This window comes from Polaromonas sp. CG_9.11 (assembly GCF_015752225.1).
GTDB lineage: Bacteria > Pseudomonadota > Gammaproteobacteria > Burkholderiales > Burkholderiaceae_C > Polaromonas.
This window is the reverse complement of sequence record NZ_JADOVE010000011.1, coordinates 37,494-51,094: the sequence shown is the minus strand read 5'-3', so window position 1 is coordinate 51,094 and position 13,601 is coordinate 37,494. Positions and strand designations below refer to the sequence as shown.

At 62.8% G+C, this 13,601-nt stretch carries 10 protein-coding genes and 1 tRNA gene; 6 read left to right on the top strand and 5 right to left on the bottom strand.

Going from position 1 to position 13,601, the window contains the following annotated elements; genetic code table 11:
* Nucleotides 1–358: 358 nt before the first annotated feature.
* Nucleotides 359–443: transfer RNA gene (locus IWX85_RS10725), tRNA-Leu, on the bottom strand.
* A gap of 40 nt (nt 444–483) precedes the next feature.
* Between IWX85_RS10725 and cysM the strand changes: the two genes are divergently transcribed.
* Nucleotides 484–1,386, top strand: a complete 903-nt coding sequence (gene cysM / locus IWX85_RS10720) for a cysteine synthase CysM (RefSeq protein ID WP_036805256.1) — start codon at nt 484–486, stop codon at nt 1,384–1,386.
* A gap of 28 nt (nt 1,387–1,414) precedes the next feature.
* Nucleotides 1,415–1,642, top strand: coding sequence for a sulfurtransferase TusA family protein (locus IWX85_RS10715; RefSeq protein WP_036805254.1), 228 nt, complete (start codon nt 1,415–1,417; stop codon nt 1,640–1,642).
* An 85-nt stretch (nt 1,643–1,727) separates the two neighbouring features.
* On the opposite strand, the gene galU is transcribed toward IWX85_RS10715, so the two are convergent.
* The 4 genes from galU to IWX85_RS10695 all read right to left on the bottom strand — a co-directional run bounded on the left by galU (nt 1,728) and on the right by IWX85_RS10695 (nt 9,016).
* A complete protein-coding gene (gene galU, locus IWX85_RS10710) occupies nt 1,728–2,654 on the bottom strand; it encodes a UTP--glucose-1-phosphate uridylyltransferase GalU (RefSeq protein ID WP_036805246.1) in 927 nt (308 codons plus the stop codon).
* Between the two features lie 122 nt (nt 2,655–2,776).
* On the bottom strand, nt 2,777–5,755 hold the full coding sequence (locus tag IWX85_RS10705) for a valine--tRNA ligase (protein WP_196869727.1): 2,979 nt from the start codon (nt 5,753–5,755) through the stop codon (nt 2,777–2,779).
* Nucleotides 5,756–6,221: 466 nt separating this feature from the next.
* Complete coding sequence (locus tag IWX85_RS10700) at nt 6,222–8,852, bottom strand: ankyrin repeat domain-containing protein (RefSeq protein ID WP_196869726.1); 2,631 nt, start codon at nt 8,850–8,852, stop codon at nt 6,222–6,224.
* Nucleotides 8,801–9,016 (bottom strand): hypothetical protein, encoded by a 216-nt coding sequence (locus IWX85_RS10695; RefSeq protein WP_196869725.1) that lies wholly within the window; start codon nt 9,014–9,016, stop codon nt 8,801–8,803. The genes IWX85_RS10700 and IWX85_RS10695 overlap by 52 nt, the downstream gene beginning before the upstream one ends.
* A 154-nt stretch (nt 9,017–9,170) precedes the next feature.
* On the opposite strand from IWX85_RS10695, the gene yaaA reads away from it, so the two are divergent.
* The 4 genes from yaaA to IWX85_RS10675 all read left to right on the top strand — a co-directional run bounded on the left by yaaA (nt 9,171) and on the right by IWX85_RS10675 (nt 13,595).
* Nucleotides 9,171–9,947: a peroxide stress protein YaaA gene (yaaA, locus tag IWX85_RS10690; RefSeq protein WP_196869724.1), complete on the top strand. Its 777-nt coding sequence runs from the start codon at nt 9,171–9,173 to the stop codon at nt 9,945–9,947.
* 98 nt (nt 9,948–10,045) lie between these two features.
* On the top strand, nt 10,046–10,984 hold the full coding sequence (locus tag IWX85_RS10685; RefSeq protein WP_196869723.1) for an alpha/beta fold hydrolase: 939 nt from the start codon (nt 10,046–10,048) through the stop codon (nt 10,982–10,984).
* Complete coding sequence (gene queF, locus IWX85_RS10680) at nt 10,971–11,816, top strand: NADPH-dependent 7-cyano-7-deazaguanine reductase QueF (protein ID WP_196869722.1); 846 nt, start codon at nt 10,971–10,973, stop codon at nt 11,814–11,816. Before IWX85_RS10685 ends, queF begins: the two co-directional genes overlap by 14 nt.
* Before the next feature lie 246 nt (nt 11,817–12,062).
* Nucleotides 12,063–13,595 (top strand): DUF4331 domain-containing protein, encoded by a 1,533-nt coding sequence (locus tag IWX85_RS10675; RefSeq protein WP_196869721.1) that lies wholly within the window; start codon nt 12,063–12,065, stop codon nt 13,593–13,595.
* The last annotated feature ends 6 nt before the right edge of the window (nt 13,596–13,601 follow it).

Sequence of the window (13,601 nt, the reverse complement as noted above, 5' to 3'; positions counted from 1 at the left end):
ACTTTTTCGCAGACCTGGTTTAGCCTGTCAATGCCTTGCCTTTCAGCATCATGGCGGCTGCGCTTTGACCGGTCCTGCTTGGTTTTTCGAAAGAGATGTAATGCCATTTCACCCGCAGGCACGACGATATGGAAAACCTGGGCTGGGTGATTGCCGGTGCTGCCATCCTCGTCTTGTGCTTCAAGTCGCTGCCCATCGGGCTGTGACGCGTGCGGATTGTTTCTGGCTGTCAAATTGCTGAAGAAGAGATATGTCCTCCGGTAGCACTTTTTCTATCTGACCGTAAGCGCATCACGCAACAAAAAACCCGCCATGCCGATACGGCATGCGGGTTATGGATCTGTCTGGTTCTACTGAATGGTGCCCGGGGCCGGAATCGAACCGGCACGCCTTTCGGCGGGGGATTTTGAGTCCCCTGCGTCTACCAATTTCACCACCCGGGCAGTAAAACTCAAGAACGAAATTATGGCACAGTAGTGGGCTATGAAATTTCCAACGATTGAAGACGCCATCGGAAAAACACCGCTGGTCGCACTGCAGCGAATCGCTGCTGCCGAAAACACCGTACGCGGCAACATCATCCTGGGCAAGCTCGAGGGCAACAACCCGGCCGGGTCAGTCAAGGACCGGCCGGCGCTGGCCATGATCCAGGGCGCCGAGGCGCGCGGCGAGATCCGGCCGGGCGACACGCTGATCGAGGCCACGTCGGGCAACACCGGCATCGCGCTGGCCATGGCCGCCGCCATCAAGGGCTACCGCATGATTTTGATCATGCCGGAGGACCTGAGCATCGAGCGTGCGCAAACCATGAAGGCCTTTGGTGCCGAGCTGATCCTGACGCCGAAAAGCGCCGGCATTGAATACTCGCGCGATCTGGCCGAGCGCATGCAGCAAGAAGGCAAGGGCCGGGTGCTGGACCAGTTTTCCAGCCCCGACAACCCGCGCGTGCATTACGAAACCACCGGCCCCGAGATCTGGAACGACACGGCCGGCACGGTGACGCATTTCGTCAGCGCCATGGGCACCACCGGCACCATCACCGGCGTGTCGCGTTACCTGAAGGAAAGAAATCCGGCGATCCGGATCATCGGCGCGCAGCCGAGCGAAGGTTCGCGCATTCCAGGCATCCGCAAGTGGCCCGAAGCCTACATGCCCAAGATCTACGACCCGCGCCATGTCGATGAACTGGTCCTGGTCAGCCAGCTGCAGGCCGAAGACATGTGCCGGCGCATGGCGCGCGAGGAAGGCATCTTTGCCGGCATCTCGGCTGCCGGCGCCTGCTGGGTGGCGCAGGAAACGGCCAAAATGGTGAAGGACGCGGTGATCGTGTTCATAGTGTGCGACCGGGGCGACCGCTACCTGTCCACCGGTGTGTTTCCTGCGTGAAAATCAGGGTTTGGCAACAAAGACATTCATGAACATCGACAAAGAACTCGACACCCGCGGCCTGAACTGTCCGCTGCCCATCCTGAAGGCCAAGAAAGCACTGGTCGACATGGCCAGCGGCCAGCTGCTGCGCGTGGTGTCAACCGATGCCGGATCGGCCAGGGACTTTCAGGCATTTGCCAAGCAGACCGGCAACGACCTGGTGGACCAGCAAACCGTGGGCAATGAATACATCCACGTGCTCAAGCGCCGCTGATTCCGGTTTGCCTTGACGTCGCCAGGCCGGCGGGATTTCGCCTGGTTCTGGCTTTCAAGAAAGACCGGAACCAGGCCGTGCGCTGCTACTTTCCCAGGTTTTCAGCCCGGCGTTCCCTGCCCGACCAGCCGATCTGCAGATGGTCCAGGTAGTTCCTGAAATACACGCCGACTTCAGGGTGCTGCAAGGCAAGCTCCACCGTCGCTTCCAGAAAACCTTCCTTGCTGCCGCAGTCGTAGCGCTTGCCCTGGTACTGGAACGCGTAGACACTTTCGTGTTGCATCAGCCCGGCAATGCCATCGGTGAGCTGGATTTCTCCGCCTGCGCCCTGGGGCTGGCTGCGGATCTGGTCGAAAACGGCTGGCGTCAGGATGTAGCGGCCCGCCACGGCCATTCGGGAGGGCGCTGCTTCGGGCGCCGGCTTTTCGACCATGTGGCTGACCTTCATCAGGCGCTCGCCCGCCATTTCACCGGCCACGATGCCATAGCGCCGGGTGTGCTCGGCCGGCACTTCCTGCACCGCCAGAACCGATTGCTGAAGCGTGCGGAACTGCTCGGCCATCTGCGCCATCACCGACACGCCGCCCGGCGGGCCGACCATCAGATCGTCTGCCAGCAGGACGGCAAACGGTTCGTTTCCGACCAGGTGTTCAGCGCACAGCACGGCATGGCCCAGGCCCAGCGAGCGGGGCTGGCGGACAAAGGCAACGGTCATGTCGTCGGGCTGAACTGAACGCACCAGCGCCAGCAATTCATGTTTGCCAGCTTTTTCCAGTTCGGTTTCCAGCTCGTAAGCCGTGTCGAAATGGTCCTCGATGGCGCGCTTGTTGCGGCCAGTCACGAAAATCATGTCCCGGATGCCGGCTGAATAGGCTTCTTCCACCGCGTACTGGATCAGCGGCTTGTCCACGATAGGCAGCATTTCCTTGGGGCTTGCCTTGGTGGCGGGCAGAAAGCGGGTTCCGAGGCCGGCGACGGGAAATACAGCTTTTCTCAGGATGGGTTTTTGCATGGCGTTTCTTGAAAAATAAGGAAATATTCTCGGGCCTTGACGGCTTGGCCGGCGTCAGACTACGTCCCGGTCCGGCCTGCGTCAATCCCCTGAACAACGGAGCAAAGTGAAGCGGCGCAGCATTATTTGTGCCGTGCCAGCTGCTCGCGAATCTTCTCCAGCGTGTTGGTGAACTCCGTCAGCCGCCTGCGTTCCGTTTCCAGCACAGCGGGCGGCACCTTGGCGACGAAGGTTTCGTTGGCCAGCTTGGCCTGCACCTTGACCAGCTCGCCTTCAAGCCGCGCGGCTTCCTTGCCGAGGCGCGCTTTTTCGGCAGCCATATCGACTTCCATGTAGAGGCAGATGCGCGCATCGCCAATCACAGCCACGGGCGCGGCTTCGGCGGCGGCCACCCATTGGGCCTCCATGGCGAACAGCTTGACTTCACTGAGCTTGGCCAGCGACTTGAGCACCGGCGCCACGGCGTTGATAAAGTCGTCATCGCCCACGACCAGCAGTGGCAGGCGCGTGGCGGGCGATACCTTCATCTCGCCGCGCAGGTTGCGGCAGGCATCGACCAGCGTTTTCAGCTTGGCGACATGCGCTTCGGCCTGTGGGTCGATCTTTTCAGGCTGGCTTTGCGGGTAGGGCGCCTGCCCTATGAACGGACCGGCCTTGCCCGCCACGGGCGCGACTTTTTGCCAGAGTTCCTCTGTGATGAAGGGAATCAAGGGGTGCGCCAGCCGCAGGATGCCTTCCAAGGTGCGGATCAGCGTGCGGCGGGTGGCACGCTTTTGCGCGTCGTTTCCCGTTTGAATCTGCACCTTGGCGATTTCCAGGTACCAGTCGCAGAACTCGTCCCAGATGAACTGGTAGATGTGGCCGGCGACGTTGTCGAGACGGTACTCCAGAAAGCCCTTGGCTACGTCCGCCTCGACGCGCTGCATGGTCGAGGCAATCCAGCGGTCGGCCTGCGAGAAATCAAGGTAGTTTTCCATTTCACCGCCGGGCGCGCACTCGGCTTTGGTGTGCTCTCTCAGGCCGCAGTCCTGGCCTTCGCAGTTCATCAGCGTGAAGCGCGTGGCGTTCCACAGCTTGTTGCAGAAGTTGCGGTAGCCTTCGCAGCGCTTGCTGTCGAAGTTGATGCTGCGGCCCAGGCTGGCGAGCGACGCAAAGGTGAAACGCAGCGCGTCGGCGCCATAAGCGGGAATGCCGGCCGGGAATTCCTTTTCGGTGTTCTTGCGTACTTGCGGCGCGGTTTCAGGCTTGCGCAGGCCTTGCGAGCGCTTGTCCAGCAGCGGGGCGAGTTCGATGCCGTCGATCAGGTCGACCGGGTCGAGCACATTGCCTTCGGACTTGCTCATCTTCTTGCCCTGCGAGTCTTTTACCAGGCCGTGGATATAGACATGCTGGAACGGCACCTGGCCGGTGAAGTGCGTTGTCATCATGATCATCCGGGCGACCCAGAAAAAGATGATGTCGTAACCGGTGACCAGCACGCTCGATGGCAGGAACAGGTCCAGCTCTTTCGTCTTTTCCGGCCAGCCGAGGGAAGAGAAGGGCACCAGTGCCGAGGAATACCAAGTGTCCAGCACGTCTTCGTCGCGGCGCAGCTTCACTTCTGAATACTTAAGTTTGATAAGCAGCGGTCCAAGCTCAGGTTCCTGTTTATGCTTTTCTTCCCAGTACCTTTCTTTTGCTTCTGCCTCATCAACGGCGACATAAACCTGGCCGTCCTCGTCGTACCACGCCGGAATCTGGTGGCCCCACCAGAGCTGGCGCGAGATGCACCAGTCCTGGATGTTGCCCATCCACTGGTTGTAGGTGTTGACCCATTGCTCCGGAACGAACCTCACGGCGCCGCTGTCCACCGCGTCGATGGCTTTTTGTGCAATGGACTTGCCGGTCGGGTCCTGCTCCGACACCTTGTTGACGGCAACGAACCACTGGTCGGTCAGCATCGGCTCGATGATCTGGCTGGTGCGGGTGCATCGCGGCACCATCAGCTTGTGTTTTTTGACCTCGACCAGAAAGCCCTGCGCTTCCAGGTCGGCCACGACGGCCTTGCGGGCGACGAAGCGGTCCATGCCGCGGTATTTCTCGGGCGCGTTGTCGTTGATGGCGGCGTCAAGCGTCAGCACGCAAATGATGGGCAGATTGTGGCGCTGGCCGACGGCGTAGTCATTGGCGTCATGCGCGGGCGTGACCTTGACCACGCCGGTGCCGAAGTCCTTGTCCACATAGTCGTCGGCAATCACCGGAATGGTCCGGCCGCACAGCGGCAGCGTGACTTGCTGCCCGATCAGGTGAACATAGCGATCGTCTTCCGGATGCACCATGACGGCCACGTCGCCCAGCATGGTTTCAGGGCGTGTCGTGGCGACGGTGATGTCGCCCGCGCCATCGGCCAGCGGGTAGCGGATGTGCCACATGAAGCCGTCTTCTTCCTCGCTTTCGACTTCCAGGTCGCTGACCGCCGATTTCAGCACCGGGTCCCAGTTGACCAGGCGCTTGCCGCGGTAGATCAGGCCCTGCTCGTACAACTGCACGAAGGTCGAGGTGACGACCTTGGACATTTTCGGGTCCATGGTGAAGTATTCATGCTTCCACGACACCGAGTCGCCCATGCGGCGCATCTGGCGCGTGATGGTCGAGCCGGATTCTTCTTTCCACTCCCAGACCTTGGCGACGAAGTTCTTGCGCGCCTCGGCGGGGCTGGCGCCCATGTCGTGGCGGGTCTTGCCGGTTTCGGATTGCAGCTTGCGCTCGACGACGATCTGCGTGGCAATGCCGGCGTGGTCGGTGCCCGGCACCCACAGCGTGTTGTCGCCCTTCATGCGGTGGTAGCGCGTCAGGCTGTCCATGATGGTCTGGTTGAAGGCATGGCCCATGTGCAGCGTGCCGGTCACATTGGGCGGCGGCAACTGAATGGCGAATGACGGCTTGGCGGCATCCAGCGTCGGCTCGTACTGACCGCTTTGCTCCCACCGCGGTCCCCAGTGCCTTTCAATGTCGGCAGGCTCGAAGGACTTGGCCAGGCTGTCCAGCCCCGGCGTAAGGGGAAACACCTTGGCGGCGTCGGTGGCAGGGGCGGTCGGGGTAGGGGTGGCAGCGTCGGTCATGGAGCAATGAAAAACGGCATCGCAGGGATGCCGCCTGGGGTTGGATGGAACTGGCCTGATTTTATTCGACGCTGGTGACCGGGTGGCAGGCCTTGAACACGGGGCATTATTTTCCCTGCGATAACTACTCCAACCGCTTTTTAGGGTGACGCGTCATGACAGGAGTCTGTGTCATCCCGGCCCCGGATCAAGTCCGGGGTTTCAGCACCCGGGACCCATGTCTTCCTCCGAGTGCAGTCATAGCACACGGGGCCATGGGTTGCGGATCAAGTCCGCAATGACAAATGAAAAAATGAACAGCTCCGAGGGAGCTGAGTCGTTACGTAAAAATGAATGAGATCGGCTTCTTGTCAAGTACTGTCGAGTGCATGCAGCTATTAAAAAATGAGCAAAATCATGCCTTTGGCACCTCAATGCCGCAGCCCGCATGCACCAGCGGCTGGTTCAGCCACTGTTTCCACGGCACTCAGGCGCCGCCGCCGTGGGCGCGCAACTGGAGTTCGGGATTGAAGGTGTAGTAGCCGTTCTGGGTGCGCAGCCAGAGCTGGCGGCTGGGCTGGTAGCTGCTGTGGACTTCGGCGCGCGACAGCACGCCGTTGAAGTAAACGCGCCGGCGCCGCTCGGGCCGCAGCACGCTGTCGGGCACACGCTCGCTATGTCGCATCAGGTGGTCGGCGCAAAAGCCTTTCAGGTTGCGATAGACGTGCGGATGGGGCACGGCCTGCGAATAGAGCTTTTTGTAGCTCGCCAGCATCACGCCCAGCAGCCAGTATTCGCCCTGGTGGCGTTCCAGCCGGATCAGCCGGCCCGCCGTCTGCACATCGAGCACCGGCGGCGACAGCAGCGGGTACAGCGCATCCAGATGGTGCTGGGTATGCGCCGGGTCGTCCAGAAAACGCTCCAGCGCATGGTCCCAGGCGCTTTGGCCGTAGTGGTCGCGCAGCAGCGGGTCGGCGCCGCGCGCCAGCAGCGCCTCGACCAGCGGCACGTTGCCGCACTGGGCGGCCAGCATCAGCGGTGTGGCGTTGAAGTAGGTACGGTGGTCCACGCCAAACTGGTCGCACTGGCGCAGCACGTCCTTGAAAGCCCGCCCGGCATAGGGCTGGCGCTGGCGTTCGGCCACCACCGCCAGTTTTTTGCTCATGAATTGAGACACGGCCTGGGTTTGCTCAGGGAAGTAACGCGGGTTGCTGAAGCTGTCCATCGCGCGGACGATTTGCAGCGCGGGCTCAAAGCGGCCGGCGTTGGCCAGCTCGTGAATCCAGCCGCTTTGCCCATGCCACAGCGCATAGTCGAGCAGCGCCTGGCGCGGCTTGTTGGAGATTTGCCCCGGCTGGAGCGCCTTGGGCAGCAATTCCTGCAACGCGGCTTCGTCCCACACCGGCCAGCCGGGTTTTTGGGTTTTCAGCACGTTCTGGCGAATCGCGTCGGCCTGCTCCTGCTTGCCCTGCAACTCCAGGCGGCGCGCTTCCTGCGCCCATTCCTGCTGGCTGGAAGTCTGCTGCTGCGCTAGGCTGATCGCGTCATTGGTACGCAAGTCCAGCAGTTGCAGCAGCGGATGGGTGGTGTCGCTTTCGACCAGCAGCAGCTGGTCCACGGCGCGGGTCAGCGCCACATACAGCGCGTTGACGTAGAACTTGAACAGCTCCAGCGAATGGTCGGTCTTGTCGCGGGCCCGGCTGTAGTCCAGCGTGTCGCCTTGCAGGTCTTGCGGCTGCACGCCCTTGGCGATTTCGGCAAAGGCCTGGCGCTGGCCAGAGACCATGTCGACCAGGATTACATTGGCGTATTCCAGCCCTTTCGCCTCATGCACCGAGAACACCAGCGGCGTCTGGAACTGGGCGCGCACGGCGGCCTTGTCTTCGTCGCGCAGGACGATCACGGCAAACTGGGTCGAGCCGCGCGTCTTGGCGTTGAGGTCGCGCCGGGTGCTGTCCTTGTCAAGCAGCAATTGCACCGAACCGCTGCTGTGCGCCGTGGCCTGCACCAGGAAATTGGTTTCGCGGTCAATCGAGCCGAAGCGCGCATGCTTGATTTTCAGCAGCCGGTTGGCCAGCTGCGTCACCGCCTGGGCGTTGCGGAAATTGGCGCGCAGCACCGAGATGGTTTGCGACCGGGCCAGCGATTCGTCCTGCCAGAACAGCGTCTTGACCGCCGCCCACGAAAAGAAATTGGGATGCACGATCTGGTTCGAGTCGCCGCAGAGCAAAAACTGCCCCGGCTTGGCCAGCGTCTTCAGCAGCAGCGCGAGCTGCACGCTGGTCAGGTCCTGCACTTCATCGACCACCATAAAATCGTAGGTCGGCCGGGCTTTGGCCAGCCAGTCGTGGGCCACCAGGTTCACATCGAACAGGCCAGAAGTGGCCAGCCAGGCGCGGTATTTTTCGAACAGATCGAACACCGCCGCCCGCTGTTCGGCGGCCAGCAGCGACTGGCGAACACCCAACGCCAGATAGGCGCCCTGCGTCAACACGCCGTCGGCGCGGCTGGAGATCACGCCGCGAAATTCTTCAAACAGCGCGTGGGCGTCGAGCCCGCCGGTGGCCTGTCTGGCCGCGCTGCGGTAGCGCTCGAACCAGCCGGTGAAGGCGGTGAAATCGAGCTCGCGGCCGGGCGGCACCTGCACGGTTTCAATGAACTCGCGGTAGCTCAGGAATTCCGGCTCCTGGCCGTCGGCCTCAAAGCCGTGGGCAAAGTAGATCGCCTGCGCGCTTTGCGCCAGAAACGCCGATTGCGTCACATACAGCACCCGGCCGCGCGCCAGCCGGAGCTTTTCCAGCGTCAGCGCGGTCTTGCCCGAGCCGGCCGATCCGACCAGGATCAGCGGCGCCGGCGTGTCGTACACGGCCTGCTGCGCGTCGTCAAAGCTCAGCACCTTGTCGAGCACATGGATCTCGCTGCGCTGCGGATGCACGTAGCGCAGCGCCGGGGCTTGCGCGTTCAGGTCGTCGGCGCCGGGCGCGGGCGCGTCGTCCAGGTCCAGCTGGGCCCAGTCCAGCGAAGCGCCGCGCAGGAAGCGCGAGTTGGCGTAGTCGTGGTTGAGAATCACCTCCAGCGCCAGGCACACGGTTTCGTCGCCGTGGCGGGCGAACTGCACCAGCAGCCGGTGGGTCTGGTCGAGCTTGAAGCGCCAGTAGGGCGTGGGCGACAGCTTCTTGAGGTTCGGCTCTTGAAGTCGTCGCGCGCCACGGCCTGCTGCAGCTTGGCAAACTGGGCGCGCACGCGCTGCGTGTCGAGGTGGTGGTGGGTCAGCAGGCGCATGGTCGGCGGGTCCGTCAGAAGAAAAAAGGGATGAAGGCCGGGCTCGCGCAGCGCCGGTACCTGGCCGCTCACTTTACCTGAGCAAACCCTGCATTCCTTGCGTGGCCGGCGCAACGGGGTACCCGATAATCCGGCGCAAAGGATTCCTCTGCCCATGCTGTTTTTGCTGTCCCCCGCCAAAGCCCTTGACTACGCCACGCCGTCTGGCCATGTACCGCACAGCCAGCCGCTGTTCACCCGGCAGGCCGCCGAACTGATTGGCGTGATGCGCGCCAAGTCGCCGCAGGAAATCGCCACGCTGATGAAGCTCTCGGACGCGTTGTCCGGGCTGAATGCGGCGCGTTACCAAGCCTGGTCGCCCCGGTTCACCGCCGCAAACTCGAAGCAGGCCGCGCTCGCCTTCAATGGCGATGTGTATGGCGGGCTGGACGCCGGGACCCTGAGCGACGCGCAGCTGGACTGGGCGCAGCAGCACCTGTGCATCCTGAGCGGCTTGTACGGCGTGCTGCGGCCGCTCGACTGGATGCAGCCTTACCGGCTGGAAATGGGCACCGCGCTGGTGACCGCGCAGGGCAAGAACCTGTACCAGTTCTGGGGCGCGCAGATTGCCGACTACCTGAATGAACGCGCCGCCGCCGACGTGTCGCCGGTGATCGTCAACCTCGCCAGCGAGGAGTATTTCAAGTCGGTCAGCCGCAAGGTGCTCAAGGCGCGTGTCGTGAGCTGCGTGTTCGAGGAGTGGCGCGGTGACCGGTACAAGATCATCAGTTTCATGGCCAAGCGCGCACGCGGCCTGATGGTGCGCTACGCGATTGAAAACAAAGTGGTCGTGGTGGAAAAGCTCAAGGGCTTTGCGGCCGAAGGCTATGGCTTTGACGCCAGCGCGTCGGGGCTGGACCGGCTGGTGTTCCGGCGCCAGCAGGGCATTTGAGGCTGCAGGCGTCACGGCTGTCGGTAAAGTTCAGCTTGCGTGTCGATGTATTTTGATCAATTAACCCTTTGGCGCAAGCCCCATGGGCGAAAGCAGCTATGAAAAAAAGAGCAAACAATATCGACATCGAAGTCGAGGACAGCGGCGCCGCCTTTGATGCGCAGGGCCGGCCGCGCCCGGTTGTGCTGCTCATCATGGGCCTGGGCATGCAGCTGATTGCCTGGCCGCCCGCCCTGGTGCAGGCCTTGCTTGACGCGGGCTACCGGGTGCTGCGTTTTGACAACCGCGACGCCGGCCTGAGCCAGCATTTCGATGCGCTGGGCAAGCCCGGCGTGTCGTGGGCGGGGCTGAAATACCGGCTTGGCTGGCGCATCAGGCCGCCCTACAGCCTGCTGGACATGGCGCGGGATGCACTCGGCGTGCTTGATGCGCTGGACATTGACCGGGCGCATGTGGTCGGGGCGAGCATGGGCGGCATGGTTGCCCAGCGCCTGGCGTTGCTGGCGCCGGCGCGGGTGCTCAGCCTCACCAGCCTCATGAGTTCGAGCGGCGCGCGCGGCCTGCCCGGGCCTGCCCCCGAGGTCAGCCGCGTGTTGATGAGCCGGCCCGCCGGCCCAGGACTGGACGCGGCCATCGGCCATTCGGTGCGTGTCTTCAAGGCCATTGCCAGCCCCGGTTTTCCGATGAGCGACGCCCAGTGGCGCGACCTCGTTGGCGCGGCGGCGCGGCGCAGCCTGTACCCGGTCGGCATTTTGCGGCAGATGGTCGCCGTGCTGGCCGACCGTGGCCGCGCCGATGAACTTGCCGGGCTGAAAAATATCCCGACGCTGGTGGTCCACGGCAAGGCCGACCCGCTGGTGCCGTTTGCCTGCGCCGAAGACACCGCCCGCCGCATTCCCGGCGCGCGCCTGGCCGGCATTGAGGGCATGGGCCACGACCTGCCGCCCGGCGTGGTCGAGCGCCTGCTGGACCTGCTGATTCCGCACCTTGATGCGGCCAACCCGACAACCCCTGTACTCCACCATGAACCTTCCTGAACATTCCGAACTCGGCAAACCGTCTGCTTACGTGGACCAGTACGATGCGTCGCTGCTGTTTCCGATTCCGCGCCTGGCCAAGCGCGAAGAGCTTGGCGTGGGTGCCGCGCCGCCGTTTTTCGGCGCCGACCTGTGGACCGCGTTCGAGCTGAGCTGGCTGAACTTGCGCGGCAAGCCGCAGTTGGCGCTGGCGCATTTCACCGTGCCCTGCGAGACGCCGAATATTGTCGAGAGCAAGTCCTTCAAGCTCTACCTCAACAGCTTCAACAACACCCGGTTTGCCGACGCCGCCGCCGTGCAGGCGCGGCTGCGCGCCGACATCAGCGAAGCCGCCTGGCACGGCGCGCCGAATGCTTCGAGCGTCGGCGTCAAGCTGCTGCTGCCCGAGATGTTCGACCGTGAACCGGTGCATGAACTCGATGGCCTGAGCCTGGACCGGCTGGACGTGGAATGCAGCCGCTACACGCCCGCGCCCGACCTGCTGACCGCCGTGTTTGACGAGCCGCCGGTGACCGAGGTGCTGACCAGCAGCCTGCTCAAAAGCAACTGCCTGGTGACCGGCCAGCCCGACTGGGGCAGCGTGCGCATCAGCTACAGCGGCCCGCAGATCAACCAGGAAGGGCTGCTGCAGTACCTCGTCAGCTACCGCAACCACAACGAATTCCATGAGCAGTGCGTCGAGCGCATCTTCATGGACCTCTGGACGCGCTGCAAGCCGGTCAAGCTGACGGTGTACGCGCGCTACACGCGCCGCGGCGGGCTCGACATCAACCCGTTTCGCACCAGCCACCCGCAGGCCATGCCGCCCAATGTCCGCACAGCGCGGCAGTAGTTGCCCCGACGGAAAAAAAACAGCGGCTCACCGCCATGCGCCGTGCATGCGCGTCAGGCTGGCCGTCTTTTTCCTGGTTTCCCCGGTTGAATGTAGGCAATTGCCCTGACATGTGGAAGCGTGTGTCAATGCCTCAACAATAGGCGCCGATTCATGTTTTTTCTTGAATCCGGAATGCTGTAGCCAGCGTAAAGGCTTAGCAGCAACCGCTGTCATTCAGTCAACCAGTCAATCAGGAGAACCACCATGAAAATGAAAATTGGGCACATCGCCAGGGCGTGCCTGCTGCTCGCCGCAGCCGGAAGCGCCATGGCATCAAGCCACCGCGAAGCGCCGTTCATCACCACCGCTCCGAAGGTGGACGGCACCGACTTCTACATGTTCAACAGCTACGAGGCAGGCAAGACCGGCAACGTGACGATGATTGCCAACTACCTGCCGCTGCAGGACGCCTACGGCGGCCCCAATTATTTTTCGCTTGACCCGAATGCACTCTACGAAATTCACCTGGACAACAACGGCGACGGCAAGGAAGACCTGACCTTCCAGTTCCAGTTCAAGAACGAACTGAAGGACGGCGTCGGCATTGCCTTGGATGTTGGCGGCAAGAAGGTGGCGATTCCCCTGCGCCAGGCCGGTCCTGTCACCAATGCAGCGGGCGCGCCATTGAGTTACACCGAAAGCTTCACCTTGAACGTGGTGCGCGGCGACCGCCGCAGCGGAAAGCGCGAGGCCGTCACGATGGCTGCTGGTGGCGGCAAAACCTTTGGCAAACCGATCGACTACATCGGCACCAAGACCTTCCCCGGCGGCAGCTACGAAGGCTATGCCAATTCCTATATCCAAAATATCAACATTCCCGGCTGCGCAACGCCAGGCAAGGTGTTCGTCGGCCAGCGCAAGGAAGCCTTTTCGGTCAACCTGGGGGTGATCTTCGACCTGGTGAACGCGCCTGCCTCCTTCATCACCAACGAGGCCAATGCGGCAGCGGGTGGCAAGTTCGGCGAACTGGCAGACAAGAACGTCACCTCGCTGGCGCTGGAAGTGCCGGCCAGCTGCCTGACGCAAGGCAATGAAAAAGTCATTGGCGGATGGACCACGGCCAGCCTGCGCCAGGGCCGTCTGCTCAATGGCGCGACGCCGTCCGGTCTGCAGGCCAGCGAAAAAGTGGGCGGTGCCTGGACCCAGGTGTCGCGTCTGGGCATGCCGCTGGTCAACGAGGTGGTGATCGGGCTGAAGGACAAGGACAAGTTCAACGGCAGCAAGCCGCTCAACGACGCAGCCAACTTTGCCGACTACGTGACGAACCCGACGTTGCCAGCGCTGATCGAAACCCTTTTCCCCAGTGCCAAGGCACCGACCAACTTCCCGCGCACTGACCTGATGACCGCCTTCCTGACCGGCCTGCCCACGGTCAACCGGCCGGCCAACATCACCGGCCTGGGCGTGGGCGGTCCGCTGACCGAGATGCTGCGCCTGAACACGTCGATTGCTGCCAAGCCAGCGGCTGCTCAGAACTCACTGGGCGTGGCGGCAGGCGACAACGCTGGCTTCCCGAACGGCCGCCGCCTGGCCGACGACGTGGTGGACGTTTCGCTGCGCGTGGCCATGGGCGCGCTGTGCGTGCTGACGGGCGACACCGACGCGCTGAAGGTTGGCTGCAAGCCGGCCGATGCACCGGCCGGCGGCGTGGCCTTTGTGGACGGCGTGCGTGCCAGCGCGACCGACTTCCAGCAGGTATTCCCTTACCTCAATACCCCGATTCCGGGTGCCAAATAAAAACCG